Annotated in this window: 27 protein-coding genes; 12 read left to right on the top strand and 15 right to left on the bottom strand. The window is 65.3% G+C overall.

The window, feature by feature from the left end; translation table 11 throughout:
- The first annotated feature begins 1 nt into the window (after nt 1).
- Nucleotides 2-706: a DUF2076 domain-containing protein gene (locus JAO75_RS03450; RefSeq protein WP_199046699.1), complete on the top strand. Its 705-nt coding sequence runs from the start codon at nt 2-4 to the stop codon at nt 704-706.
- Between the two features lie 45 nt (nt 707-751).
- Here the strand turns inward: JAO75_RS03450 and JAO75_RS03445 are convergent, their stop codons facing one another.
- The gene (locus JAO75_RS03445; protein ID WP_199046698.1) at nt 752-1,081 is read right to left on the bottom strand and encodes a DMT family transporter; all 330 of its coding nucleotides are present in this window, start codon (nt 1,079-1,081) and stop codon (nt 752-754) included.
- A 119-nt stretch (nt 1,082-1,200) separates the two neighbouring features.
- On the bottom strand, nt 1,201-1,935 hold the full coding sequence (locus JAO75_RS03440; protein WP_199046697.1) for a L,D-transpeptidase: 735 nt from the start codon (nt 1,933-1,935) through the stop codon (nt 1,201-1,203).
- 235 nt (nt 1,936-2,170) lie between these two features.
- Between JAO75_RS03440 and JAO75_RS03435 the strand changes: the two genes are divergently transcribed.
- On the top strand, nt 2,171-3,016 hold the full coding sequence (locus tag JAO75_RS03435) for a DMT family transporter (protein WP_199046696.1): 846 nt from the start codon (nt 2,171-2,173) through the stop codon (nt 3,014-3,016).
- 65 nt (nt 3,017-3,081) lie between these two features.
- Here the strand turns inward: JAO75_RS03435 and JAO75_RS03430 are convergent, their stop codons facing one another.
- Both JAO75_RS03430 and JAO75_RS03425 read right to left on the bottom strand, forming a co-directional pair.
- Nucleotides 3,082-3,570 (bottom strand): PaaI family thioesterase, encoded by a 489-nt coding sequence (locus JAO75_RS03430; protein ID WP_199046695.1) that lies wholly within the window; start codon nt 3,568-3,570, stop codon nt 3,082-3,084.
- 60 nt (nt 3,571-3,630) lie between these two features.
- Complete coding sequence (locus JAO75_RS03425) at nt 3,631-4,065, bottom strand: MarR family winged helix-turn-helix transcriptional regulator (RefSeq protein ID WP_199046694.1); 435 nt, start codon at nt 4,063-4,065, stop codon at nt 3,631-3,633.
- Between the two features lie 194 nt (nt 4,066-4,259).
- Between JAO75_RS03425 and groES the strand changes: the two genes are divergently transcribed.
- The 3 genes from groES (at nt 4,260) to JAO75_RS03410 (ending at nt 7,797) form a co-directional block, all read left to right on the top strand.
- Complete coding sequence (groES, locus tag JAO75_RS03420; RefSeq protein ID WP_036357429.1) at nt 4,260-4,550, top strand: co-chaperone GroES; 291 nt, start codon at nt 4,260-4,262, stop codon at nt 4,548-4,550.
- Between the two features lie 53 nt (nt 4,551-4,603).
- On the top strand, nt 4,604-6,250 hold the full coding sequence (groL, locus tag JAO75_RS03415) for a chaperonin GroEL (RefSeq protein WP_199046692.1): 1,647 nt from the start codon (nt 4,604-4,606) through the stop codon (nt 6,248-6,250).
- Nucleotides 6,251-6,378: 128 nt separating this feature from the next.
- On the top strand, nt 6,379-7,797 hold the full coding sequence (locus JAO75_RS03410; RefSeq protein ID WP_199046690.1) for a hypothetical protein: 1,419 nt from the start codon (nt 6,379-6,381) through the stop codon (nt 7,795-7,797).
- Nucleotides 7,798-7,891: 94 nt separating this feature from the next.
- Here the strand turns inward: JAO75_RS03410 and gstA are convergent, their stop codons facing one another.
- A complete protein-coding gene (gene gstA / locus JAO75_RS03405) occupies nt 7,892-8,509 on the bottom strand; it encodes a glutathione transferase GstA (protein WP_199046688.1) in 618 nt (205 codons plus the stop codon).
- Nucleotides 8,510-8,534: 25 nt separating this feature from the next.
- Nucleotides 8,535-8,984 (bottom strand): DoxX family protein, encoded by a 450-nt coding sequence (locus JAO75_RS03400; RefSeq protein ID WP_199046686.1) that lies wholly within the window; start codon nt 8,982-8,984, stop codon nt 8,535-8,537.
- Nucleotides 8,985-9,079: 95 nt separating this feature from the next.
- Between JAO75_RS03400 and JAO75_RS03395 the strand changes: the two genes are divergently transcribed.
- The 5 genes from JAO75_RS03395 (at nt 9,080) to JAO75_RS03375 (ending at nt 12,024) form a co-directional block, all read left to right on the top strand.
- A complete protein-coding gene (locus JAO75_RS03395) occupies nt 9,080-9,529 on the top strand; it encodes a MarR family winged helix-turn-helix transcriptional regulator (protein WP_199046684.1) in 450 nt (149 codons plus the stop codon).
- A 105-nt stretch (nt 9,530-9,634) separates the two neighbouring features.
- Nucleotides 9,635-10,177, top strand: a complete 543-nt coding sequence (locus JAO75_RS03390; protein ID WP_199046682.1) for a VOC family protein — start codon at nt 9,635-9,637, stop codon at nt 10,175-10,177.
- 91 nt (nt 10,178-10,268) lie between these two features.
- Entirely contained in the window at nt 10,269-10,655 is a 387-nt protein-coding gene (locus JAO75_RS03385) for a COG4315 family predicted lipoprotein (protein ID WP_199046680.1), read from the top strand.
- Between the two features lie 56 nt (nt 10,656-10,711).
- On the top strand, nt 10,712-11,221 hold the full coding sequence (locus tag JAO75_RS03380) for an RNA polymerase sigma factor (protein ID WP_199046678.1): 510 nt from the start codon (nt 10,712-10,714) through the stop codon (nt 11,219-11,221).
- Entirely contained in the window at nt 11,218-12,024 is an 807-nt protein-coding gene (locus tag JAO75_RS03375; protein ID WP_199046676.1) for an anti-sigma factor, read from the top strand. Before JAO75_RS03380 ends, JAO75_RS03375 begins: the two co-directional genes overlap by 4 nt.
- Nucleotides 12,025-12,040: 16 nt before the next feature.
- On the opposite strand, the gene JAO75_RS03370 is transcribed toward JAO75_RS03375, so the two are convergent.
- Nucleotides 12,041-12,868 carry an aldo/keto reductase gene (locus JAO75_RS03370; protein ID WP_199046675.1) on the bottom strand — a complete coding sequence of 276 codons (828 nt, stop codon included), beginning with the start codon at nt 12,866-12,868 and terminating at the stop codon, nt 12,041-12,043.
- Nucleotides 12,869-13,017: 149 nt separating this feature from the next.
- Between JAO75_RS03370 and JAO75_RS03365 the strand changes: the two genes are divergently transcribed.
- The gene (locus JAO75_RS03365; protein WP_246742341.1) at nt 13,018-14,097 is read left to right on the top strand and encodes a flavodoxin family protein; all 1,080 of its coding nucleotides are present in this window, start codon (nt 13,018-13,020) and stop codon (nt 14,095-14,097) included.
- A gap of 63 nt (nt 14,098-14,160) precedes the next feature.
- On the opposite strand, the gene JAO75_RS03360 is transcribed toward JAO75_RS03365, so the two are convergent.
- The 3 genes from JAO75_RS03360 to JAO75_RS03350 are packed head-to-tail and all read right to left on the bottom strand — an operon-like array spanning nt 14,161 to nt 16,729.
- Entirely contained in the window at nt 14,161-14,946 is a 786-nt protein-coding gene (locus JAO75_RS03360) for a MetQ/NlpA family ABC transporter substrate-binding protein (protein WP_199046673.1), read from the bottom strand.
- 33 nt (nt 14,947-14,979) lie between these two features.
- The gene (locus JAO75_RS03355) at nt 14,980-15,645 is read right to left on the bottom strand and encodes a methionine ABC transporter permease (RefSeq protein WP_199046672.1); all 666 of its coding nucleotides are present in this window, start codon (nt 15,643-15,645) and stop codon (nt 14,980-14,982) included.
- A complete protein-coding gene (locus JAO75_RS03350) occupies nt 15,635-16,729 on the bottom strand; it encodes a methionine ABC transporter ATP-binding protein (protein ID WP_246742340.1) in 1,095 nt (364 codons plus the stop codon). Before JAO75_RS03350 ends, JAO75_RS03355 begins: the two co-directional genes overlap by 11 nt.
- A 257-nt stretch (nt 16,730-16,986) precedes the next feature.
- On the opposite strand from JAO75_RS03350, the gene JAO75_RS03345 reads away from it, so the two are divergent.
- Nucleotides 16,987-19,083 (top strand): ABC transporter ATP-binding protein/permease, encoded by a 2,097-nt coding sequence (locus JAO75_RS03345; protein WP_199046671.1) that lies wholly within the window; start codon nt 16,987-16,989, stop codon nt 19,081-19,083.
- 76 nt (nt 19,084-19,159) lie between these two features.
- On the opposite strand, the gene JAO75_RS03340 is transcribed toward JAO75_RS03345, so the two are convergent.
- From JAO75_RS03340 to hisS, 5 genes are all read right to left on the bottom strand, one after another.
- Complete coding sequence (locus tag JAO75_RS03340; RefSeq protein WP_199046670.1) at nt 19,160-19,639, bottom strand: META domain-containing protein; 480 nt, start codon at nt 19,637-19,639, stop codon at nt 19,160-19,162.
- 112 nt (nt 19,640-19,751) lie between these two features.
- Nucleotides 19,752-20,726, bottom strand: a complete 975-nt coding sequence (hisG, locus tag JAO75_RS03335) for an ATP phosphoribosyltransferase (protein WP_199046668.1) — start codon at nt 20,724-20,726, stop codon at nt 19,752-19,754.
- Entirely contained in the window at nt 20,726-21,820 is a 1,095-nt protein-coding gene (locus tag JAO75_RS03330) for an ATP phosphoribosyltransferase regulatory subunit (protein ID WP_199046666.1), read from the bottom strand. The genes hisG and JAO75_RS03330 overlap by 1 nt, the downstream gene beginning before the upstream one ends.
- Before the next feature lie 196 nt (nt 21,821-22,016).
- Nucleotides 22,017-22,463 carry a hypothetical protein gene (locus JAO75_RS03325; protein ID WP_199046665.1) on the bottom strand — a complete coding sequence of 149 codons (447 nt, stop codon included), beginning with the start codon at nt 22,461-22,463 and terminating at the stop codon, nt 22,017-22,019.
- Nucleotides 22,464-22,533: 70 nt separating this feature from the next.
- Entirely contained in the window at nt 22,534-24,018 is a 1,485-nt protein-coding gene (hisS, locus tag JAO75_RS03320; protein ID WP_199046664.1) for a histidine--tRNA ligase, read from the bottom strand.
- Nucleotides 24,019-24,273 lie beyond the last annotated feature (255 nt).

Here is a 24,273-nt window from a genome sequence, read left to right as displayed (position 1 = left end):
CATGAACGATCAGGAACGCCAGGTCATCGGCGACATCTTCCGACGCCTCGAGCAGGTAGCGAACCAGCCGCGCGATCCTGAGGCCGAGCGCTTCATCGCCGAGAAGCTGCGCGAGCAGCCCTACGCGCCCTACGCGATGGCCCAGGCGGTCTATGTGCAGGAGCAGGCGCTCGCCAATCTCCAGGCCGAGAACGAGCACCTGCGCGCCGAGCTCGATCAGGCCAGCCGGCGCCCGCAACAGGGCGGCTTCCTGTCCGGCATCTTCGGCGGCGGCTCGCGCCCACCCGGCCCGACCTACAACACGCCGCCGGCCCGCCAGGCCTCGCCCTGGGGCCAGCCGCAGCGCCACCCGCAGCAGCCTTACGGTGCTCCCCAGGGCGGCATGATGGGCGGCGCGCCAGGCCCGTGGGGCGGCGCCATGCAGCGCGGCGGCGGGGGCTCGTTCCTGGGAACGGCGCTCTCGACGGCGGCCGGCGTCGCCGGTGGCATGATGATCGCCAACGCCCTGACCAGCGCCTTCAGCGGCGACAACAATCCGGTGAGCGACGTGGCGTCCGCGGCCGGGCTCGGAGGCGCCGATCAGGCTGCCGACAGCGGCAATGCGGGCATCACGGATTCGCTCTATCAGGATCAGGCCAACCAGGATTCCGCGCAGGATTTCTCCGATTTCGGCGGCGATGGCGGAGATGCGGGCGACTGGGCCTGAAACCTCGGATCATGACAGCGCCCGCCGCCAGGCGGGCGTTCCGCTTCAGTGGCCTGCCGTTTTCGAGAACAGGTTGATCACCAGCACGCCGGCGAGGATCAGCCCCATGCCGGCGAGAGCCGGCGCGTCCAGGGGCTGCCGGTAGAGCACGAAGCCCGCGATCGCGATCAGCACGATGCCGATGCCGGACCAGATCGCATAGGCGATGCCTATGGGAATGGTGCGCATGGTCAGGGACAGGAAGTAGAAGGCGAGCCCGTAGCCGACGATCACGACGACGGACGGCCAGAGCCGGGAGAAGCCTTCCGCCGCCTTGAGAGCCGAGGTTGCGATGACCTCGCAGATGATGGCGGCGAAGAGATAGGCGTAGTTCATGGCGGCACCAATCGAGCGGCGGATGCCGGGTTAGATCGGACGTTGCGCGATTCTCACAAGAGAATGGCCGGGCTCAAGCCCGGCCATCGCAAGGGAGATGGAACTCCGTCTTCGCGCGATCAGATCACGACGACCTTGGTTCCGACCTTCACGCGGTTGTAGAGGTCGACCACGTCGTCGTTGAGCATGCGGATGCAGCCCGAGGAGACGGCCTGGCCGATGGTGTGCGGCTCGTTGGTGCCGTGGATGCGATAGAGCGACGAGCCGAGGTAAAGGGCGCGCGCGCCGAGCGGGTTGTCGGGGCCGCCTTCCATGAACCGGGGCAGGTCCGGACGACGCTTCAGCATCTCGGCCGGCGGACGCCAGGAGGGCCACTCGCGCTTCATGGAAACGGTCTGGCGCCCGCTCCACTCGAAGCCTTCGCGGCCGACGCCGATGCCGTACCGGAGGGCGCGGCCGCCCTCCTGCACGAGATAGAGGAACCTGTTGTTGGTATCGACCACGATCGTGCCGGGGCGCTCATTGCCGCGATAGGACACGATCTGGCGCTGGAACTGCGGGGCGATCGCATAATCGATGCTGTTGTCGTAGCCGCTGCCGTTGCCGTAATCCTGCGGCAGGGACGCCACCGTGCTGCCGGTGGAGCGCACGTCATACGGGTAGCCGGTGCGATAGGCCTGGCTCCGCGACGAAGGGCGCGTGACGCGCGGATAATCTTCCGCGTAGCCGTTCTGGGCGCGGGCATAGGGATAGTAGTCGTACTGGGACGGGATGTAGGTGTTGCCGTAGAACTGCCCGGCGCGACCCATCGGCTGGGCCGAGACCGCGGCCGGCAGGAGGGTGGCTAAAAGCATTGCAGAGCAAGGGATCCAAACGCGCATTGAAGTGTCCTGTTGCTGTGTTTTGCTGAAATAACGGCAAGCGAGGCTTTTGTTTCCGCCAAGCTCTCATGAATTTAAGCGCGGAGCCCAGGATCCATTTCCTGTCGATCCTGTGAAAAGAAAGGTGAAGCCCCGGTCAAAGTGCTGTAAGAGCCTTCGCTTCGACGGCGCTCATCCCGAACGCTGCTCTTCACATCGTCGTGACATCATGAAATTCGGTCCCGCCCTGCGGGCGGCCTCGGGCATCGCAGTTCTGTCCATCATGGATGCGGTCATCAAGGGAATGGCCGCCTTCTACCCGATCTTCCAGGTAGCCTTCCTGCGCTTTGCCTGCGGCTCTCTCATCGTGGCGGCCGTTGTGTCCGTCATGCGGCCCGGCTGGCCGAGCCGCGAGACGGTTCTGGCCAATTCCCTGCGCTCAGTGATCGCCGTCGTCACGGCGGTCAGCTTCTTCTATGCGCTGGGCCAGTTGCCCCTGGCCGAAACCCTCGTCCTGTCGTTCCTCTCGCCCATGTTCATCGCCCTCTTTGGGCTCCTGATGCTCAAGGAGAGGGTGGACATCCGGATCATTGGGGCCATCGCCATCGGTTTCGCCGGAACGCTCATCGTGGTCCTGGGCCAGACCGAGGAGGCGAATGCGGCGCGGTCCTGGGGCGGCGTCGCGGCGGCGCTGACATCGGCGGTCACCTATGCGCTCAGCCTCGTGCTGCTGCGCCAGCGGGCGCAGCGAGACAAGTTCCTGCACATCGTGGTCTTCCAGAACATCGGCCCGGCGATTCTCGTGGCACCCTTCGCGTTCTTCTTCTGGCAGTCGCTCGACTTCATGCACCTGGGCTGGTTCATGCTCATGGGGCTCTTAGGCTTCACGGGCCACATGCTCATGGTCACGGCCTATGCCAAGGCCGAGGCGGCCCGCCTGGCCCCGCTCGAATACACCGCCCTGATCTGGGCGGTGCTGATCGGCTACGGGGTCTTCAGCGAGATTCCCACTTGGGCGACGCTGGGCGGCGGTCTTCTCATCGTGGCCGCGGCCGCGATGACGTCGAAGCGCTAAACGCCTTCAAGAGTTGAGCATCGGATGGGTTCCAAACGTGCACATCCACTTTCGGGTCCGATGATCTAGGCAGCCTTTTGCGCTGCTGCGCTGAAGATCATGCAGGTCTCGGTGCCGTGGGCGAGAAGCCGGCCTTTGGCGTCGAAGAGCTTGCCCTCGGAGGTGGCCAGCGTTCCGCCGCGGTGGATGAGGGTGCCCTCGCAGGTGACCTTGCCCATGTTCGGCAGGATCGGGCGCACGAAGTTGAGCTTCATCTCCACCGTCGTGTAGCCCTGTCCGGCCGCAAGCGTCGAGTGCACGGCGCAGGCCATGGCGCTGTCGAGGATGGCCGAGGTCCAGCCGCCATGGATCGTGCCGAGCGGGTTGAAGAAATTGTCCGTCGGCTCGCCCTCGAACACCACCCGGCCCTCCTCGGCCTGGATCATGTAGACATTGGTCGAGCGCGAGAAGGGCGGGGCCGGATGGCGGCCCTCCAGCATGCCCCTCAGGAAGGCAAGGCCCGGCTCGGCCGTCAGCACATCCCGCGATACGATCCCATGAACCCGCTCAAGCATCGTGCTCTCCCATCTGTGTAGATACACATTATGTGAGAAGCCGCCATGGCGCAATGTTGCTCAGGAGGGGTAGGCCGCTTTGCGCAGGGCTCTCATGGCTCTACGCGCCTCCTCCGCATCCGTTTCCTGAAGCTTGCTTTCGAGCTGCGACTGGGCCTGCTGCCAGAGAGGAATCGCGGCCGAGAGAAGTGCTTGGCCCTCAGGGGTGAGCCTGTGCCGCACACCGCGTCCCTTTTCGGAGATCGGCTCGATCCATCCGTTCTGGGTCAGGACCTTCAGGTTGCGCACAAGGGTGGTGCGCTCCAGCCCCAGCCGCTCGGCGAGCACCGTTTCGGACGCCGTCGTCCCGTGCCCGATGGCGCCCAGGATGCCGAATTGAGGCAGCGTGAGGCCCAAAGGGCGCAGGGCCGCCTCGTAGGAGCGGCTCAGGAGCCGCGCCGTCATTCGGGCGTGGAGGGCGAAGCAGCTCCGGCCGATGGCTTCCAGGTCGGTCATGAAAAGATCATGACCTGCCCTTATAGGGCGTCAAGGCCTCTTTCTGGGGCTCCCCTTGAGGCAGGCGTCTTGACTCCCCGCCGGCATGAGCCTATCTCGCGGCCAGCGTTGGCACTCCTCGAACGACAGTGCTAACAGCCACAAGACCAGGGTGCGGCCAGAGGGGTCGCGCCAACAGTCAAAGGGGAAGTTCCATGAAGTTCCGTCCGCTGCACGACCGTGTTGTCGTCCGCCGCATCGAAGCCGAAGAGAAGACGGCCGGCGGCATCATCATCCCGGACACCGCCAAGGAAAAGCCGCAAGAGGGCGAAATCGTCGCCGTCGGCCCCGGCGCCCGTGACGAAAGCGGCAAGGTTGTCGCCCTCGACGTGAAGGCCGGCGACCGCGTCCTGTTCGGCAAGTGGTCCGGCACCGAAGTGCGTATCGACGGTCAGGATCTCCTGATCATGAAGGAATCCGACATCATGGGCGTCGTCGCGAAGTAAGTTCGCCCAAAGCCCTTTCCTGAATTTTCCGAACATACCTGGAGGCAAAGCCCATGGCTGCCAAAGACGTTAAGTTCTCCTCCGATGCCCGCGACAAGATGCTTCGTGGCGTCGACATCCTCGCCGATGCCGTGAAGGTCACGCTGGGCCCCAAGGGCCGCAACGTGGTGATCGAGAAGTCGTTCGGCGCTCCGCGCATCACCAAGGACGGCGTCACCGTCGCCAAGGAGATCGAGCTCGCCGACAAGTTCGAGAACATGGGCGCCCAGATGGTGCGCGAAGTGGCCTCGAAGACCAACGACATCGCCGGTGACGGCACCACCACCGCGACGGTTCTGGCCCAGGCCATCGTCCGCGAGGGCGCCAAGGCTGTGGCCGCCGGCATGAACCCCATGGACCTCAAGCGCGGCATCGATCTCGCCACCGCCGAGGCCGTGAAGGACATCCAGGCCCGCGCCAAGAAGGTGAAGTCCTCCGACGAGGTTGCCCAGGTCGGCACGATTTCCGCCAACGGCGACAAGGACATCGGCGAGATGATCGCCCATGCCATGCAGAAGGTCGGCAACGAGGGTGTCATCACCGTCGAGGAAGCCAAGACCGCCGAGACCGAGCTCGATGTCGTCGAAGGCATGCAGTTCGACCGCGGCTACCTCTCGCCGTACTTCATCACCAATGCCGAGAAGATGGTGGCCGAGCTCGAGGATCCCTACATCCTCATCCACGAGAAGAAGCTCTCCTCGCTGCAGCCGATGCTGCCGATCCTCGAGGCCGTTGTTCAGACCGGCAAGCCGCTGCTGATCATCGCCGAGGACGTTGAGGGCGAGGCTCTCGCCACCCTCGTGGTCAACAAGCTCCGTGGCGGCCTGAAGATCGCCGCCGTGAAGGCGCCGGGCTTCGGCGATCGCCGCAAGGCCATGCTCGAGGACATCGCGATCCTGACCGCCGGTCAGACGATCTCCGAAGACCTCGGCATCAAGCTCGAGACCGTGCAGCTCCCGATGCTCGGCCGCGCCAAGCGCGTCCGCATCGAGAAGGAGAACACCACGATCATCGACGGCGCCGGCAAGAAGGCCGACATCGAGGCTCGCGTTTCGCAGATCAAGGCGCAGATCGAGGAGACCACCTCGGACTACGACCGTGAGAAGCTCCAGGAGCGCCTTGCCAAGCTCGCAGGCGGCGTCGCGGTGATCCGCGTCGGCGGCGCGACCGAGGTCGAGGTGAAGGAGAAGAAGGACCGCGTTGACGACGCCCTGAACGCCACCCGCGCTGCGGTGGAAGAAGGCATCGTCCCCGGCGGCGGCACGGCTCTGCTGCGCGCCAAGGGCGCGGTTGCGAAGCTCACCACCGACAACCCGGACGTCCAGGCCGGCATCAAGATCGTTCTGCGCGCTCTTGAGGCTCCGATCCGTCAGATCTCCGAGAACGCCGGTGTCGAAGGCTCCATCGTTGTCGGCAAGATCAACGACAACACGAAGTCCGACACCTTCGGCTTCAACGCCCAGACGGAAGAGTTCGTGGACATGCTCCAGGCCGGTATCGTCGATCCGGCGAAGGTCGTGCGCACCGCTCTGCAGGACGCCGCTTCGGTGGCCGGCCTGCTCGTGACCACCGAGGCCATGGTGGCCGAGGCTCCCAAGCGCGAAAGCGCTCCGGCGATGCCGGGCGGCGGCATGGGCGGCATGGGCGGCATGGACTTCTAAGTCCTCGCACAACGCTAAAAGAAGAAGCCCCGGAGGAAACTCCGGGGCTTTTTTGTTGTGTTGGCTCGCTTGGAAGGATGAATTCGTGCGCCCAATCTAGCCACTTAGCGCACTCGACTAAGGCAGGGATGTTATTACATCCAGAAATTGTACATACTCCTAATTGTGAAGCAAATTTGGGGGCTATGGTGACAGATCTTCCTGCTTATTTAGAGCGCGGCGAGAGAGCGCGTCTATTTCCCGTATTAGCTGATACCTCGAAGGAAGGGCGTACTGTCTCGATCCTTCTTGCATGTATATCGAACGTAAATGAATTTGGCCGAGCGCTACTGGACTCAGTTGGTCAGCGGGTTGGGCCAAGGACAAGAATTGAAACTTACACTGAGGTTTGTTTCGCAAACCAAAAAGGCAACAAAGCCTTACGTCCAGACGGCCTTATTGTCCTCTCTGTTGGAAACCGAGAGTGGAAAGCTCTGATTGAAGCTAAAGTTGGGAACTCTGACCTAGAGCCGGGCCAAATTGAAGATTATCTCGAGATAGCTCGGCATCATGGAATAGATGCTTTGATAACGATCTCAAATCAATTTGCATCAGTTCCCTCGCATCACCCTGTGGCTCTATCCGCAGCGTCCCGCCGGAAGGTGGATCTCTTCCATTGGTCCTGGATGCATGTACTAACGGAAGCGAGCCTTCTGCTGAGCAACGATGAAGTTGAAGACCGCGACCAGCGGTTTGTCTTGAACGAGTTAGTGAGGTTCTTGACGCATCCTAGTGCAGGCGTCAGAGGCTTCGATCAAATGCCTGCCGCATGGACTAGCCTAGTCAATTCAATGCAGGTCGGTGGCGCTGCATCAGCGAACTCACAAGAAGTTCGAGAGGTAATCGGTGCTTGGCACCAAAAAATTCGGGATCTTTCCCTGACTTTCAGCCGACAGTTAGGAGTGGAGGTGTCCCCTAGACTGCCGCGAGCACATGCTCTCGATCTGGATGCGAGAGTAAAAGCAGATGCAGAAAAACTTGCCTTGGATCACGTTCTTAGCGCTACCTTTAGTGTCCCAGGAGCCGCAGCCCTGATTGAGATTTGTGCGGATCTCCGGGCTCGCTCACTTTCTGTCTCGATGAGATTGAAAGCTCCTGATGAGCGTAAAGGGACGAAGGCACGTATCAACTGGTTGCTACGCCAACTAGCCAGATCTCCTGCGGATGACCTTTATGTCCGTCTGTATTGGCCTGGGCGAGGGCCGCATACGCAGAAGTCTTTAACGCAATTGCGAGATGCGACTGACTCCATAGCAGACGAGCGAAAGGGTCTCGTAGTTTCCTCCTTTGAAGTTCTCATGGTTCGAAATCTGACTGGTCGGTTTGCTCAGCGCCGCAACTTCATAGTCGATCTCGAAGCGATTTTGCCCGAATTTTATGAATCAGCTGGGCAATACCTAAGAGCTTGGCAGGCCTCAGCACCTCGCCTGCCGGAAGATAAAGTTGAGCCTGCAAGTGTCAGCACAGAAGCTATGCAGGATGAAGCTGAGCAAGAAGTTACGACCTAGCTTACACTTGTACTGGTGAAATTATACTCAAGAAAAGAAAGGCTCCGGACCATCCGGAGCCTTCGTTATAGCGATCTCTAGGCGTTGATCAGCTTCACGCCGCCTTCTTCACCAAGCCTTCAGCTTCCAGCGCCTGCTGCACAGCGGGGCGGGCGGCGATGCGGGTCTGGAAGGCCTGCAGGTTCGGGAAGGGCGAGATGTCGATGCCGTGGAAGTTCGTCCAGTTCACCACCGTGAAGAGATAGGCATCGGCGATGGTGAAGGCGTCGCCCATCAGGAAGGGCTGCTTGGCGAGCGTCTCGTCGAGATAGGCGAAGCGGCTGGCGAGACGCTCCTTCGTGGCGGCCTTCACGGCGTCCGGGGTCGTGGGGTTCCACAGGGGGCCGAAGCCCTTGTGGATCTCGGTGCTGATGAAGCCGAGCCATTCGAGCAGGCGGTAGCGCTCCATGCTGCCGGCGGCCGGCGCAAGCTTCGTCTCGGGCTGAGCATCGGCCAGGTACTGGATGATGGCGCTGACTTCCGTGAGCACGGAGTCGTCCTTCAAGCCGAGGGCCGGAACGTAGCCCTTCGGGTTGACCGCGAGATAGTTCGCGCCGGTCTCGGTGGTGCGGTTGGCGAGATCCACCTTCTCGATGCTGAGGGGGAGGCCGGCCTCGCGGGCCACGATGTGGGGCGCGAGCGAGCAGGCGCCGGGATAGTAGTAGAGCTTCATGGGGTTTCTCCAGGGTTGAGAAGGATCAGGCTGCGGTCTTGAGCGAAGCCGGAGCGGGGGAGAGGGAGAGGGGGCGGGAGGGCTTCAGGGCATAGGCCCCGTCGCCGAGAAGGGCTTGTGCGACGGAGAGCACGATCAGGTAAAGCGGATATTCCCAGCCGCCTCCTTCAGCCGAGAACACCCAGCCGTTGCCGATATGAACCCAGGCCGCGCCGAAGAGAACCGGCAGCAGGCCGAGAGCGACCCAGCGGCTCTGAATGCCGAGCACGAGCAGGATGCCGCCGACGAGCTCGGCCCAGAAGGTGGCATAGGCGAGAGCGGCGGGCAGGCCGAGGGACTCGAAATACTGCGCCGTGCCGGCGAGCGTGAAGGTCATCCACTTCAGGACGAGGCTGTGGGCGATATACATGATGCCGAGCGAGACCCTGAGCAGCAGGGCGGCATAGTCGGAATTGGTCGGTTGAGCGTGTGCCATTGCAAATCTCCATGCAGGTGCATATAAATTGATGCAGATGCATGAAGCTGTCAATGTCGATGCAATTGCATTAAAAACAGGAAAGCTTTGCCGCCATGCAAGAAGCACCCGAGGAGCCGTCCGCCGCCATCATCAGGGCCTGGGGGCGCCTCATCCGGGCGGAGCGCACGGTGGTGGGGCGGATCGAGGCGGAGCTGAAGAGCGCGGGGTTCCCATCCCTGCACTGGTACGACGTGCTGCTCGAGCTGAAGCGCGGCCCCGAGGGGCGGCTCACCCCGCGCGAGATCGAGGAGGCGGTGCTCTTCGAGCAGTACAACCTCTCCAGGCTCCTCGACCGCATGGAAAAGGAAGGCCTAGTGCGCCGCGTTCCCTATCCGGGCGACAAGCGGCGCCAGCTGGTCGAAATCACGGAGGAGGGCAAGGCTCTCCAATGGCGGATGTGGAGCGTCTATGGCGCGGCCATCAACCGCTTCATCAGTGCAAAGCTCACGGACAAGGAAGCCGGGCAGCTGTCGGCGCTGCTGCTCAAGCTCATTCAGGAATGACCTGGCTGCATGGCTCGGCCGTACAGCCCCTCGCCAAACGATCTGCCGCGCTGCGCGTTCATGTGTATAAGGCTAAGCGATAGCTGGCTAAGCGAGGAATTTGACGTGAGAGCAGGACAATCGATTCGTTGCATGGGGCGGCCAAGCCTGTGGCGCGTCCTCCTTGCGGCGCAGCTGACCGTCGCCAGCCTCGCACTGTCCTTGTCACCGGCGGCAGCCGACAGCGAGCCCCGCCCCAGCTCGGCCTCCCTCCGCACGCCGGATTTCGACGCGAGCGTCAGGTGGTATCAGGACAGGCTGGGCTTCCGCCTGCTCGGCAGCCAGAGCCTCGTGGCGGGGCGCAAGGCGGTGCTGGAGCGCAGCGGCTTCCTGCTCGAGATTTCCGAGGCCGATCACATCCTGCCTCAGGAGCCCGAGACGACGGCCGCCGTCCAGGCAACCAGGGTGCCGGTCGTCAGCCTGCTCGTGCCGGATGTGGACCGCGAGGTGCGGCGCCTCGACGAGGCCGGCGTCGACATCCTCCAGCCGCCGCAGGACGAACTGGACGGGACGTACCGGACCGCGCAGATCCGCGACAACGGCCGCCACCGGATCGAGCTGCGCGAGCCCCTCGACGATCCGTCGCGATTCAACGCCACGGGCCGGTAAGACACGAAGACTGTTGTCAGGCTTGCGGGAATAAGGGGCGCGGCCCCCGTGTCTTAGAGGGTGTGGTCAAACCCGACCTCGGAGGACACCCATGAAACAGATCCTGCGCCCCGCCATCCTGGCCGCCTCCCTCGCGGCCGCATCCGTCGCCTTCGCCCAGACCGCCGCTCCCGCGAAGGTCGCTGATACGAGCAAGGGCAAGGCCCTCGTCGATGCCAAGGGCATGACGCTCTACACCTTCGACCGCGACACGGCCGGCAAGTCGGCCTGCAACGGCCAATGCGCCCAGAACTGGCCGCCGCTGATGGCGCCCGCGAATGCCTCGGCCTCCGGCGACTGGAGCTTGGTCACCCGCGACGACGGCTCCAAGCAATGGGCCTACAAGGGCAAGCCGCTCTATCTCTGGGTGAAGGACACGAAGCCCGGCGAGGTCACGGGCGACGGCGTCAACAACGTCTGGCACGTGGCGATGCCGTAAGCCTTGCCGAGGCCGGCGGTTCGGCCTTGAATGATGCCATAGCTCGAGAGCCCACCTTGGACGAGATCGCCTCCCTTCTCGAACCGCAGATCCCGGCCCTGAGGCGTTACGCCTGGGCCCTGCTGCGCGACCGCGAGGCGGCCGACGATCTCGTTCAGGACACCCTGGAGCGGGCGATCGGACGATGGGGCCAGCGCCGGCAGGAAGGCGATCTGAGAGCCTGGCTCTTCACCATCCAGCGCAACCTGTTCCTCAACGGCCTGAGGCAGCGCAAGGCGCGCGGGACTCACGTTGGGGAAGAGGCTCTGGCCGACGTTCAGGCTCCCGGGACCAGCCCCGAGAGCCATGCGGGCCTGCGCGACGTTCTCGCCGGGCTCGATGCCCTGCCCGAGGAGCAGCGCTCCCTGCTGCTGCTGGTCGGCGTCGAGGACCTGTCCTATGAGCAGGCCGCGAAGGTTCTGGGGATCCCGCTCGGCACGGTCATGTCCCGCCTGAGCCGGGCGCGGGCACGATTGAGGGAATTCATGGAGACCGGGCGCGGGTCCGCCTTGAGGAGAGTGAAGTGACGGGCGAGCGTCCCATCGGAGAAGACGATCTGCAGGCCTATGTGGACGGCAGGCTCCCGCTGTCGCGGCGCGAGGCGGTCAGGGCCTATCTGGACGACCACCCGGCCCTGGCCGATCAGGTCGGGCAGGAGATCGAACAGCGCGAGGCCCTGCGCGCCCGGCTCGCCTTCAAGGCCGCCGAGCCCATTCCCTCACGCCTCCGGGTCGCCAACCTCATGGCCGCGCAGCGCCGTCCGCCGCGAGGTCGTCCTGCGGCCATTGCGGCCGCCGTGGCGGGTCTCCTCGTCGGCGGCGTCCTGGGAGCGGCGGGCATGGCCTGGTTGTCAACCGGCCCGAGCCGCGTGGCCGAGACGAGCGTTTCGAACAACGCCATCGCGGCCCACCGCATCTATGTGAGCGAGCGCCTGCACCCGGTGGAGGTGCCGGCCGAGCAGGAGGCGCATCTCGTGCAGTGGCTGTCCCGCCGCGTCGGCAAGCCGCTCACCGCTCCGAACCTGAACGCGCAGGGCTATCGGCTCATCGGCGGAAGGCTCCTCCCGGACAGCGGGGAGGCGGCGGCGCTCTTCATGTACGAGAATGCCGGCGGCAACCGGCTCACGCTTTATGCACGATCCGGCGGAACGGACGATCAGACCTCGTTCCGCTTCGAATCCCAGGCGGATGTGTCGGCGTTTTCCTGGATCGACAATGGCCTATCCTACGTGGTCACGGCGAAGGCCGACCGCGCGCAGCTCCTGCCGATCGCGGAGGCGATCTACAGGCAGTTCGAGGCAACGGGCGACCCTGCGAAGGGCCGCCTGTAGAAGCCGTTCCCGAGGTTCAGGCGAACACCGCCGGGTCGGGGCCGACGCGGCCCGAGGCGCTGTCGAGGGCCGCGATGGCGCGCATGTCGTCGGCATCCAGCTGGAAGTCGAACACGGCGATGTTCTCGCGGATGCGCGACGGCGTCACGGATTTCGGAATGACCACGAAGCCATGGTCGAGATGCCAGCGCAGGATGACCTGGGCTGGTGTCTTGCCGTATTTCCGGCCGATGGCCGCGAAGGTGTCCTCCGCGAGGATCTTGCCCTGACCGAGCGGCCCCCAGCATTCCGTGACGATGCCGTTCGCCTTGTGGAAGGCCTGCAGTTCCTTCTGCTGGAAGCGGGGATGCAGCTCGATCTGGTTGACGGCAGGCGTCACGCCGGTCTCGTCGATCAGGCGCTGCAGGTGCGGCACCATGAAGTTCGAGACACCGATGGATTTCGCGCGCCCGTCCTGCTGCAGCTTGATCAGCGCCCGCCAGGTGTCGCGATAGGCCTCGCTGCCCGCCACGGGCCAGTGGATGAGATAGAGGTCGACGTAATCGAGCCTCAGGCGCGCCAGGCTCTCGTCGAAGGCTTGCAGGGTGCTGTCGTAGCCCTGGCGGTCGTTCCAGACCTTGGTGGTGATGAAGAGCTCTTCACGGGGAATGGACGTGGAGCGGATCGCCTCGCCCACGCCCTCCTCGTTGCCGTAGATCGACGCCGTGTCGATGGAGCGGTAGCCCGCCTCGATCGCTCCTGCGACGGCGCCCTTGGCCTCCTCATTGGACACTCGCCAGACGCCGAAGCCCACCTGCGGCATCGTGCTTCCATCGTTCAGGCGGATCGTGGGTGTGGCGGACATCGGCGGCTCCGTTGGTGGTGCGGCAGGGAGGTAGGGCTTCGAGCCCGATAAGCAAATAGTGATGATTCCGGCGGCACGACATGCCGGAACCTGCATGGCCACCCCGCGTTCCGAGCTTGGCAACTTCGCCGCGACGCAGGAGCTGCGCCTTGTCCATTCCAGAAGCCCGGAAGGGCACCCCCGATCCGACCCTCGACGAGAAGGAATACCGCAGACGGTTTCTCGAGCAGTTCCAGGACCCGGCCTTCGAGCCGCTCTCGGGCGAGTTGCAGCGGATCGCGGATGCGGCCTGGGATGCCTACAGCCACCACCGCAAGAGCCCGAAGACCCGCAAGGCCGGTCCCGGCTTCGCCGATCCCGATTACGATCTCGCCGTCGACTGGCTCGCCGCCAAGCAGGCCATCGACGTGGCGCAGAAGCAGCACGAGGATTCAAGCGGCCCAGCCCGCTTCCTGCTGATTGCGGCCTCCTCCCGCAGCGAGCACACATGCCCGGGCGAGATGTCCAAGACCTACCGCCTCGTGGAGATCGCCCGTCAGATTCTCGGCAGCGCGGAGAACACGGAGGTCGAGGTGCTGGAGCTCAGCCGCCTCGCGGCGGAATACGGGCGTCAGATCCATCCCTGCAAGGCCTGCTTCTCGACGGCGGCGGCTTTGTGCCACTGGCCGTGTTCCTGCTATCCCAACTACTCGCTCGGGCAGACGCACGACTGGATGAACGACATCTACCCGAAATGGGTGGCGGCCCATGGGGTGATGATCGTCACGCCGGTCAACTGGTATCAGGTCTCGTCGCCCCTGAAGCTGATGATGGACCGCCTCGTCTGCGCCGATGGCGGCAACCCGGACCCGACCTCGACCGAAGGCAAGACGGTCCCCCTCGCGAAGGGCCTAGAACTCAAGGGCTGGGATTACCCCAAGCACCTCGAAGGCCGGCTTTTCTCCGTCATCGTCCATGGCGATGCCGAAGGCGCGGGCGATGTCCGCCGCAGCCTCTCCGACTGGCTGCGCGCCATGGAACTCGTGCCGGCCGGAGCGGCCGCGGAGTTCGAGCGCTATATCGGTTACTGGAAGCCCTACGCCACCAGTCATGAGGAACTCGACCGGGACGAGGCTGTGCAGGACGAGGTGCGCAACGCCGCCTGGACGCTGCTCGAAGCCGTGCAGGCCAAGAGGGCAGGGAGCTTCGTGACGGCCGGAGACAATCTGAAGGAGCCGCGGCAGAAGTGACGGGCTAAAGAAAAAGGCCGGGCACAGGCCCGGCCTTTCGGATCATCTGTCGGCAACCGGCCCTTACCAGCTGGTGAGCACCGCGCCCTTGAACTTCTCGTCCACGAACTTCTTCACCTCGGGCGAGCGATAGGCCTCGACGAGGGTCTTCACCCACGGCTTGTCCTTGTCCTCTGCGCGCACGGCGATGACGTTCACGTAGGGACCCTTGGGGTCCTCGCGGGTCAGGGCGTCCTTGACCGGGTCGAGGCCGGCCTGCGTGGCATAGTTGGTGTTGATGACGGCGGCGTCCACGTCGTCGAGCACGCGGGGCGCCTGGGCGGCGTCGATCTCGGTGAACTTCAGCTTCTTGGTGTTCTCGGTGATGTCGAGAATGGTCGGCTTGAAGCCCACGCCGTCCTTCAGCTTGATCACGCCCTTGTCCTGGAGAAGCAGAAGCGCGCGCCCGCCGTTGGTGGGATCGTTCGGGATGGCGATGCTCGCGCCGTTCGGCAGCGCATCGAAGGATTTGTGCTTCTTGGAGTAGATGCCGATCGGGAAGTTCACGGTCTGCGCGACGGTCTCGATCTTGTAGCCGCGGTTTTCCTTCTGGTTGTCCAGATAGGGCTGGTGCTGGAACGAGTTCGCTTCCAGCTCGCCGGAGGACAGGGCCTCGTTCGGCACCACGTAGTCGGAGAACTCGACGATCTTGATGTCGAGGCCCTTCTTCGCAGCAATCGGCTTCACGGCCTCCAGGATCTGCGCGTGCGGGCCGGGGGTGGCGCCGATGCGCAGGGTCTGCGTCTGCGCGAGGGCCGGCAGGGCGGCAAGGGAGAAGAGGGCTGCAAAACCCAGTTTCTTCAGGGACATCGTGTTACTCCTTGTGCGATGTTGTGACGGTGATCAGGCGTGGCGGATGCGCTTGTTGAGGCGGCGGGCGAGGCGGTCGCCGATGCTCTGCACCGCCTGGACGAGGACGATGAGCACGACCACCACGGCAAGCATCATCTCGGGCATGAAGCGCTGGTAGCCGTAGCGGATGCCGAGATCGCCGAGGCCACCGCCGCCGACCGCGCCCACCATGGCCGAGAAGCCGAGCAGCGACACGATGGCGAGGGTCAGGCCGAGCACGATGCCGGGAAGAGCCTCGGGGATCAGAACCTTCAAGACGATCTGCAGCGGGCTTGCCCCGAAGGCGCGCGCCGCTTCGATCAGCCCCTGGTCCACTTCGCGGATCGCGCCCTCGATGAGGCGCGCGATGAAGGGCGTTGCCGCAATGGTCAGCGGCACGATGGCGGCATTGGTGCCGATGGACGTGCCGGCGATCAGGCGCGTGAAGGGAATGATCGCGACCACCAGGATGATGAAGGGCGTGGAGCGCGTGGCGTTGACGATCAGGCCGAGCACCCGGTTGACCCACGGCGCGGCGAACAGCTCGCCCTTGGCCGAGGTGGCGAGAAAGACGCCGAGCGGCAGCCCGAGGATGGTTGCGATCAGGGCCGAGACGGCCACCATGTAGAGGGTTTCGCCCGTGGAGGCGGCGATGAGGCGGATCATCTCAGGCGACATAGCCGAGGACCTCCGTGTCGAGACCGTGCTTCTTCAGAAAATCGAGGGTGGCGGCAGCCGATGCCTCCGGCACGCCGACCACCAGGGTGCCGAAGGGGCGGCCGGCGATCTCGTCCACCGAGCCGGACAGGATGTTGGCCTCGATGCCGAGATCGCGGGCGAGCCGCGCGAGAACCGGATCGGTGGCATGGGGGCCGCGGAAGCCGATGCGGATCACCGCCTGGCTTCCGGCCGTTGCCTCGGTTCGCAGCCGGCTCGCCACATAAGACGGCAGCGCACGGCCGGATTCGTCGGCCAGGAAGGAGCGGGTCACCTCGTGCCGCGGCCGGGTGAAGACCTCGAACACGTCGCCCTGCTCGACGATGCCGCCGCCTTCGATCACCGCGACCTCGCGGGCGATGTTGCGGATCACCGCCATCTCGTGGGTGATGAGCAGGATGGTGAGGCCAAGCTCCTCGTTGATGCGCGCGAGCAGATCGAGAATCGACCGGGTGGTTTCCGGGTCGAGGGCCGAGGTCGCCTCGTCGGACAGAAGAACCTTGGGTTTGGTGGCGAGCGCCCGGGCGATGCCGACGCGCTGCTTCTGGCCGCCGGAGAGCTCGGACGGATAACGGTTGCGCTTGTCGGAAAGGCCGACGAGGGCGAGAAGCTCCTCGACCCTGGTTCTGATCTCCGCCTTGCCGAAGCCCGCCACTTCGAGCGGCAGGGCGATGTTGTCCGCCGCGGTGCGCGAGGAGAGCAGGTTGAAGTGCTGGAAGATCATTCCGATGGACCGGCGCGCATGGCGAAGCGCCGCCTCGGGCAGGGCCGCGATGTCGGCGCCGTCCACGATCACCTTGCCGGACGAGGGCTTCTCGAGGCCGTTCACCAGACGGATCAGGGTGGACTTGCCGGCGCCGGAGCGGCCGATCACGCCGAGGATGGAGCCCTGGGGCACTGCAAGGTCGATCCCGCGCAGGGCCGTCACAGGCTGGCCATCGCGGCCGGGGAAGGTCTTCGAGACCTTTTCCAGGCGCACGATGGGCTGCGCCGGGATCAGGCGCTGCGCCGGCGTGTCGCCGATATAGGCAAGGGGAGCGTTCATAAGCCCGTCTTCAGGATGTCTCGTCTAGGGACAGGACAGATGGGACATGGCGTTCTCCATGTCAACGGTTTTGTTCTTTTAACAGGACAGTTTGTTTTGAAGAACATTCTAACGCACCGGACACCCTGCTGTTATTGTCACAAGGCCGCTATTGCGCACCCGGAGAGGAAGTTCCTCCTTTCTTTCGCCACAAGCGCCATTGATCCGGCTGCCTCGAGTTTCTAAGAGCCGGGCAGGGATCCTGGCAGGAGATGCGTATGATCAAGGCGAGCCTCGTGCTGGCACTCGTAGGGTTAGGGGTTCTCGCGGCCTCCGTGTCCGGAGCGGTCGCCGTTCCGTTCTACCTGCCCCTCTCCACCCTGGCCCTGGCCGGAGTCATGTTCATTGGGCGCGAGATCCCGAAGTTCCTGCGCATCTTTCTGGTGATGCTCTCGGTCACGCATCTGGTGCTCGTGGCGCTGGTTCTCGGAGCCGTGCTGGGAGCGATCACGGGCGACTACACGGGCTATGTGCCGCCCCCGTCCGCCGCTCTCGGGGCGACGGCGTTCGGCGCGCTTATTTACGGTCTTTCCTATCTCCCCGTTGTGCGCACCATCTGCCGCATCACCGACCGCTACCTCGATTCCCAGGCCGACAGCGTCATCCGCATCCCGTTCATCGGCCTCGTGCGGGCGCGGGAGGGCACCATCGGCACCTGGATGTTCGGGATCCTGATCGCGATCAACCTCGCGCAGGTCGCCCTCAACGTCCGCCTCAGCTTCTTCTCGCGCGACATGTTCAATGCGCTCGAGGCCAAGGACGCCGCTGCGTTCTGGTATCAGCTCTTCGTCATCTTCACGCCGCTGGCGGCCGTCTTCGTGGCCATCGCGCTCACCGAGGTGCTGCTGCAGAACGTGCTCTCCATCCGCTGGCGCGCCTATCTCAACGGCTATTACGTCAGCGAGTGGCTGGGCGACGGAGCCCATTACCGGATGCAGCTGATCGGCCGCGGCGCGGACAACCCGGACCAGCGCATCTCCGAGGACCTGCGCAAGTTCGTCGACAGCACCTATTCGCTCTCCGTCGGCCTCATGAACCAGGCCGCGACCCTGGTGTCCTTCGTGGCGATCCTCTGGACCATCTCGGCTGGCTTCACCTTCCCGGGCACGAGTGTCGAAGTGCCTGGCCTGCTGGTGTGGGTCTGTGCGGGCTACGCGATCCTCGGCACCTGGGTGACGCACCTGATCGGCCGGCCGCTCATCGGCCTCAACTTCGAGCAGGAGCGGGTGGAGGCGAACTACCGCTTCTCCCTGGCGCGCCTGCGCGAATACACCGAGCAGGTGGCGCTCCTGTCCGGTGAACCGGCCGAGCGGGAGGGCCTTACCCGGCGCTTCGGCCAGATCGTCGACAACTACATGCGGATCGTCGTCCGCCTCATCAAGCTGAACACCTTCACGTCCGCCTATTTTCAGGCCAACGTGGTCGTGCCCTACATCCTTACGGCGCCCTACTACTTCATCGGCAGGATCACGCTTGGCCAGATGCAGCAGGTGGTCGGCGCCTTCTCGCGGGTGGAGTCGGCGCTCACCTACTTCATCACCATCTACACCACGCTCGCCGACTACAAGGCCGTGCTCGACCGCCTCACCACCTTCGAGGGCGCCATCGCGTCGGCGCAGCGGGTCGGCGGCGAGAGCAAGCTTGCCATTTCGCAGGTGCCCGGCCGCGAGCTGCGCCTGAAGGACCTGGACGTGCGCCTGCCCGACGGCAGCGCCCTCATGCACACGGACAGCCTTGCCTTCCGTCCGGGCGAGCGCACGCTCATGACCGGCCTGTCGGGCTCGGGAAAGTCCACCCTGTTCCGCACCATCGCGGGAATCTGGCCGTTCGGCGAGGGCGAGGTTCAGGTGCCGGAGGGGCAGACCATGATGCTCCTGCCGCAGCGGCCCTACATCCCCATCGGCAATCTGCGCGAGGCGGTGACGTATCCCGGGGAGGCGAACGCCTACAGCGACGCCGACATTGCAGAGGCCCTGCGGGCGGCGAAGCTGCCCCAGATCGCCGAGCGCCTCGACGAGGAGCGGGCCTGGGGCCAGACCCTGTCGCTCGGCGAACAGCAGCGCCTCGCCGTCGCCCGCGCGCTTCTCGCCAAGCCCGACTGGCTGTTCCTGGACGAGGCGACCGCGGCCCTCGATGAGCCGACCGAGGCGGAGGTCTACCGCATCATCAGGGAAAAGCTGCCGCAGACCACGGTGGTCTCCATCGGCCATCGATCGACGCTCGCGGCCTTCCATGACCGGCGCATCGACATGAAGCGGACCGAGAACGGCCTCTCCACCCCGGTGGACCTGCGCCAGGCCGAGCCTGCGGAATAGCCGAAAGCGTCATCCCGAGCGCAAACGAAAAAGGCCGGCTTCACGCCGGCCTTTTTGTTCAACCTCAGCGAAGGCCTCAGAGAGAGCGCTCGAACACCAGCTGTCCGCCGTTCTGTGTCTTGATGATCAGGTTGCGGCCCTCGATGTCCCACTTGCCCGAGGAGCGGAGCGCCACCAGGAAGGCCTGCTCGATGGCCATGGCGGACTTGTCGCAGCTCTTCTTGGTCAGGGCGAAGGGGCCGACGGCCAGCACCTGCTCGCGCAGCGGGTAGGCCGCGGTGGCATAGGTGTTGCAGCCGGAAAAGCCGGTGGCGCGCATCTGGTCGTCGAGCCTGAAGCTCGGACGCTCGCCGCTGAAGGGCTTGCCGTTCAGGCTCACGGCCACCCAGGAGGAGTTGAGCGGGAAGATCTTGCCGTTCTGTCCCGGCTGCGGAACCTTGGTGTCCACCTGGCGGGTGGGGCCGACCGGGCGGCCGAGGGTCGCGGCCGATTGGGCATGAGCTCCCGAGACGGCGGCCAGGGCCGCCAGGAATGTCGCAAGTCGAAGCGCGTTCATCGGAACCTCTACAACGGAAAAACGCCCGGACCATAAGGAACCTTGCGCCCTGAGGCAACGCCCAAGGTGGTCACAGGGTGTTGTTGTCCTAGCTCCGCGTGAAAAATCGCACCTAGCCGATGCGGTTCAGCAGTCGTTCGGTCAGGGCATTCGTCGGACGGAACAGATAGTCGAAGGCGCGGACGGAGATGTCCTGGGCCCCGAGGCCCTGCAGGGCCGTCACGATGTCGAACACGGTCGCCGTGCGGCAGTGGATCACGATCTCGCGCCCGAGGGCGTTGCCATAGGGCAGGGAGGCCCCATGCTCCCTGACGAGCGGCGCCAGGGCCGAGGCTTTCGCCGGATCGAGACACGCTCGAACCTCGCGGCTCGTGCGGGCTTCCTCCTCGGCGGCGATGCGCGTGAGCACCGCCGTCGCGGCGGCTTTGGCCCGGTCCGTCCAGGGCGCCCGGGTGGAGGCGACGAGGTTGGCCTCCGAGCGCAGCATCACGCCGTCGTCGAGGATTTTTAAGGCGTTGGCCGCAAGCGTCGCGCCTGTGGTGGTGATGTCGACGATCAGCTCCGCGGAGCCTGCGCCCGGCGCGCCTTCCGTGGCCCCCAGGCTCTCGACGATCCGGTAGTCGGACACGCCCTTCTCGGCGAAGAAGCGGCGGGTGAGGTTCACGTATTTCGTCGCGACGCGCATCTTATAGCCGTGGCGGGCGCGCAGATCGGCCGCCACCTCGTCGAGGTCGGCCATATTGCGCACATCGATCCAGGCCTGCGGCACGGCCACCACCACGTTGGCATGGCCGAAGCCGAGCGGCGTCAGCAGCTCGACGGCCGCATCCGCATCCGGGATCTGCTCGCGCACCAGGTCCTCGCCCGTGATGCCGAGATGGGCCGTGCCCGAGCTGAGCTGGCTCACGATCTCGGAGGCCGACAGGAAAGCGACCTCCACGTCGGGCACGCCCGCCAGGGTGCCACGATAGTCGCGCGCCCCGCGGGACTGGGTGAAGACGAGGCCGGCGCGGGCGAAGAACGCGGCCGCGTTCTCCTGTAGGCGCCCCTTGGAGGGAACGGCCAGGATGAGAGGGGATTGGGTCATCAGGGCCTCCCCACGATGCGGTCGAGCCAGAACGAGCAGCCGACGGCCGGGATCGGGGCTTCGGCGCCCAGGTGCTCCAGCAGGCGGTCGTAGCGCCCGCCGCCGACGACTGGCTTGCCATCGTGGCGGCGCGGGTCCTGCACCTCGAAGATGAAGCCGGTGTAGTAGTCGAGATTGCGCGCGAAGGTGGCGGCAAACGAGAAGCCCCGCACGTCGAGGCCACGGGCGGCCATGAAGCCGGTGCGCTCCTCGAACAGGGTCAGGGCCGGGCCGATGTCGAGGCCCGCGTCCCTGGCCAGGGACCGGACCGAGTGGGCCGCCTGATCAGGATCGCCGGCAATGGCAAGGTAACGCTCCAGCACCTGCCTGGCCTCGTCGGTGAGGCCGGTGCGGTTGGCCGCGCGGGCGAGGAAGCGCTCGGCGATCTCGCCGGCGCTGCGCCCGCCGACCCGGGCGATGCCCGCAATCGACAGGATGTCCTCGACGAAGGCCTTGGCCGCCTGGGGCGCCTGCCCCTCGATGGCCGCGAGAAGGCCCGCGTGCTCCTGGGCGGCCGGACCCTCGGGCTCGGCGAGGCTCGCCAGGCCCTCGCCCGACACGATGGCCCGGATCACCCGCCGCTTGGCGGCCGGCGCGACGCCGAGCGCGTCGATCAGGGCATGGAGAAGCCCCATGTCGCCAAGCTTCACGACAGGCGAGGGGCCGCCGAGCCGGGCGAGGCCTTCGAGGGCGAGGGCAAGGATTTCCGCATCGACCGCCGACACATCCGTCCGGCCGATGGATTCAAGGCCCGCCTGCAGGAACTCGCCGCTCTCGTGGGTGCGCATCCGGAAGACCGGGCCGCCATAGGAATAGCCCAGGGGCTCGGCGCCGCGCTGGGCGAGATGCTGGAGGCAGACGGGAATGGTGTATTCGGGCCGCAGGCACAGCTCCGTGCCGGCCGCATCCTGCGTGACGAACATGCGCCGCCGGATATCCTCGCCTGACAGGTCGATGAACACGTCCGCCGGCTGGAGCACCGGGGGCTCGACACGCGCATAGCCCTCGCGCTCGAAGAGCGCGATCAGCGCAACAATGGCATCCGTCTCCGTCACTGGCCCTGCCCAATCCTTGTGTTGGCATGCTCTCTAGCAATGCTCGGGCGCGAAGGCGATTGTTTTTGGCCGGAAGGGTGAACGGAGGAGGGGCGTCATCCCGGACTTGTTCCGGGGATCCACGTCTCGACCCTCTTAAAACGTGGATGGCCGGGACAAACCCGGCCATGACGAGGGGAGTTGAGGGCAGATAAACTCAGCGCTTCTCGGCCGTGGCGCTCTTCTGGGGTTTGGCCTTCGTCGTCTTGCGCTTGCTGTGGTCGCTGGAGCGGTTGACGTATTTGACCTTCTTGGGCTCCGCCTTGCCGCCCTCTTCGCCCACGAGGGTCGGGGGCAGGAAGTGGCGGGCGGCTTCCGTGACCACGCCCGCGACGGCGCCGGCGGCCGTCTGGGACAGGTCGGCGGTCTGGGAGCCGGCATCCGCCACGGCGGAGCCTGCCTTCTTCGCGGTGCGGGTCCGGGTCAGGGCGGCAGCGGCCGCGCCGGCGGCGGCGATGAGGGCGTCGGCCAGGATCTCGCGCCCGAGCTCCGAATTGACCAGATCCATGAGACCCGACTTCTTGGCCGACTTCGCCAGCTTCGTGCCGGTGCTCTTGCCTGAGGCCTTCTTCGTTTTGCTGTCGCTCTTCTTGTCCTTCGCCATGTTCATCTCCTGATGGTCAAGCTTCCCAGACAACCCCGAGCTGAGCACGGGGGTTCCCGAACGGCCAAGGCTATCCGAAGTGGCGGGCGAGAACCTCGCGCACGGCCTCGACAAGCTTGCTCTCGGCGACCGAGAACTGCGCCGGGCGGGCGGCCTTCCACTCCTCGTTGGAGGCGATGGCGCCTGCTGCCTTGGCGCCCTCGATCAGGTCCTTGATCTCGACCTCGCCGCGCTCGCGCTCGTTGGAGCCCTGAATGATCACGCAGGGGCTTCCCCGCCGGTCGGCATATTTCATCTGGGCCTTCATGCCCGAGGAGCCGAGATAGAGCTCGGCCCGGATGCCGGCCTGGCGCAGGGCTGAAACCATGCGCTGGTAGGCGGCGATCTGGTCCTTGTCCATGACGAGCACCACCACGGGACCGGGCTTCTCAGATCCGGACACGATAGGGCTTTTGACCATCTGCAGGGCCGAGAGCAGGCGCGAGACGCCGATGGAGAAGCCGGTGGCCGGAACGGGCTCGGAGCGGAAGCGGCCCACGAGGCCGTCATAGCGCCCGCCGCCGCCGACCGAACCAAAGCGGACGGGGCGCCCGTCCTCGTCCTGAACCTGGAAGGTCAGCTCGGCCTCGTAGACGGGGCCGGTGTAGTATTCGAGGCCGCGGACGACGGAAGGATCGATGGTCACGCGATCCTCGTAGCCGGAGGAGGCGACGAGCGATGCGATTTCCGCAAGCTCGTCCGCGCCTTCGAGACCCCGGGCGGAGGAGCCGACGACCTTGCGCAGGTTCTCGACCGTCGCGGCATTATCAGCGCCCTTGGCGGCCGTGAAGGCCAGAACGCGTTCGATGGCGTCAGGCTCGAGACCTGCGCCCTTCGTGAAGTCGCCGCTCTCGTCCTTGCGGCCCGCGCCCAGAAGCTGGCTCACGCCCTCGGGCCCGAGCCGGTCGAGCTTGTCGATGGCGCGCAGCACCGTGAGGCGCTGGCCCGCCTTGTCCTCTCCGCCGAGGCCGATGGCCTCGAGCACCCCGTCCAGAACCTTGCGGTTGTTGATCTTGATGATGAAGTCGCCGCGCTTCAGCCCGAGCCGCTCCATCGTGTCGGCGGCCATCATGCAGATTTCCGCATCGGCCGCGACGGAGGCAGCCCCCACCGTGTCCGCATCGAACTGCATGAACTGGCGGAAGCGGCCGGGACCCGGCTTCTCGTTGCGGAACACCCAGCCGGCCCGGTAGCTGCGATAGGGCTTGGGCAGCGCATCGAAGTTCTCGGCCACGTAGCGGGCGAGCGGCGCGGTCAGGTCGTAGCGGAGCGACAGCCACTGCTCGTCGTCGTCCTGGAACGAGAACACGCCCTCGTTCGGCCGGTCCTGGTCGGGCAGGAACTTGCCCAGCGAATCCGTGTACTCGACGAAGGGCGTCTCGACGCCCTCGAAGCCGTAGAGCTCATAGGATTCACGGATCGCCGCGAGCATGCGCTCGGTGGCGGCGAGGTCGGCGGGGGTGCGGTCGGCAAAGCCGCGCGGGGCGCGGGCCTTGATCTTGTCGGCCTTGGACATGGTTTCTTACAGCAGCTGTTGGATTGGAAAAACGTGCTGCGGTCCTACTCCCTGCGGCTGGGAGGGGCAAGGGTTGGGGTTGCGAGATATGCAACTCCACTGTCATCCCCGGCGAGCCAAAGGCGAGGGAAGGGGATCCACTCACACCCTCGGCGCTATGGATTCCCTTCCCCTCCGCTGACGCTCCGGCCGGGAATGACACCCTCTCACGTCATCACCGGCCTTGTGCCGGTGATCTCGATTGGAAAGGCGCGG

The organism is Microvirga splendida, assembly GCF_016427565.1.
Taxonomy (GTDB): domain Bacteria; phylum Pseudomonadota; class Alphaproteobacteria; order Rhizobiales; family Beijerinckiaceae; genus Microvirga; species Microvirga splendida.
Note: the sequence above shows the minus strand (reverse complement) of the source record. Positions and strands in the feature narration are given on the sequence as shown.

Bases quoted from the DNA above. Each gene is read 5' to 3' on its own strand.
- JAO75_RS03400 (WP_199046686.1), bottom strand. From the start codon at position 8,984: ATGGCACACGCTCAACCGACCAATTCCGACTATGCCGCCCTGCTGCTC.
- JAO75_RS03425 (WP_199046694.1), bottom strand. From the start codon at position 4,065: ATGACCGACCTGGAAGCCATCGGCCGGAGCTGCTTCGCCCTCCACGCC.
- JAO75_RS03430 (WP_199046695.1), bottom strand. From the start codon at position 3,570: ATGCTTGAGCGGGTTCATGGGATCGTATCGCGGGATGTGCTGACGGCC.
- JAO75_RS03440 (WP_199046697.1), bottom strand. From the start codon at position 1,935: ATGCTTTTAGCCACCCTCCTGCCGGCCGCGGTCTCGGCCCAGCCGATG.
- JAO75_RS03325 (WP_199046665.1), bottom strand. From the start codon at position 22,463: ATGGCGAAGGACAAGAAGAGCGACAGCAAAACGAAGAAGGCCTCAGGC.
- JAO75_RS03355 (WP_199046672.1), bottom strand. From the start codon at position 15,645: ATGTCGCCTGAGATGATCCGCCTCATCGCCGCCTCCACGGGCGAAACC.
- hisS (WP_199046664.1), bottom strand. From the start codon at position 24,018: ATGTCCAAGGCCGACAAGATCAAGGCCCGCGCCCCGCGCGGCTTTGCC.
- JAO75_RS03395 (WP_199046684.1), top strand. From the start codon at position 9,080: ATGCAAGAAGCACCCGAGGAGCCGTCCGCCGCCATCATCAGGGCCTGG.
- JAO75_RS03445 (WP_199046698.1), bottom strand. From the start codon at position 1,081: ATGAACTACGCCTATCTCTTCGCCGCCATCATCTGCGAGGTCATCGCA.
- groES (WP_036357429.1), top strand. From the start codon at position 4,260: ATGAAGTTCCGTCCGCTGCACGACCGTGTTGTCGTCCGCCGCATCGAA.
- JAO75_RS03450 (WP_199046699.1), top strand. From the start codon at position 2: ATGAACGATCAGGAACGCCAGGTCATCGGCGACATCTTCCGACGCCTC.
- JAO75_RS03345 (WP_199046671.1), top strand. From the start codon at position 16,987: ATGATCAAGGCGAGCCTCGTGCTGGCACTCGTAGGGTTAGGGGTTCTC.
- JAO75_RS03385 (WP_199046680.1), top strand. From the start codon at position 10,269: ATGAAACAGATCCTGCGCCCCGCCATCCTGGCCGCCTCCCTCGCGGCC.
- gstA (WP_199046688.1), bottom strand. From the start codon at position 8,509: ATGAAGCTCTACTACTATCCCGGCGCCTGCTCGCTCGCGCCCCACATC.
- JAO75_RS03370 (WP_199046675.1), bottom strand. From the start codon at position 12,868: ATGTCCGCCACACCCACGATCCGCCTGAACGATGGAAGCACGATGCCG.
- JAO75_RS03350 (WP_246742340.1), bottom strand. From the start codon at position 16,729: ATGAACGCTCCCCTTGCCTATATCGGCGACACGCCGGCGCAGCGCCTG.
- JAO75_RS03435 (WP_199046696.1), top strand. From the start codon at position 2,171: ATGAAATTCGGTCCCGCCCTGCGGGCGGCCTCGGGCATCGCAGTTCTG.
- JAO75_RS03410 (WP_199046690.1), top strand. From the start codon at position 6,379: ATGTTATTACATCCAGAAATTGTACATACTCCTAATTGTGAAGCAAAT.
- JAO75_RS03360 (WP_199046673.1), bottom strand. From the start codon at position 14,946: ATGTCCCTGAAGAAACTGGGTTTTGCAGCCCTCTTCTCCCTTGCCGCC.
- groL (WP_199046692.1), top strand. From the start codon at position 4,604: ATGGCTGCCAAAGACGTTAAGTTCTCCTCCGATGCCCGCGACAAGATG.
- hisG (WP_199046668.1), bottom strand. From the start codon at position 20,726: ATGACCCAATCCCCTCTCATCCTGGCCGTTCCCTCCAAGGGGCGCCTA.
- JAO75_RS03340 (WP_199046670.1), bottom strand. From the start codon at position 19,639: ATGAACGCGCTTCGACTTGCGACATTCCTGGCGGCCCTGGCCGCCGTC.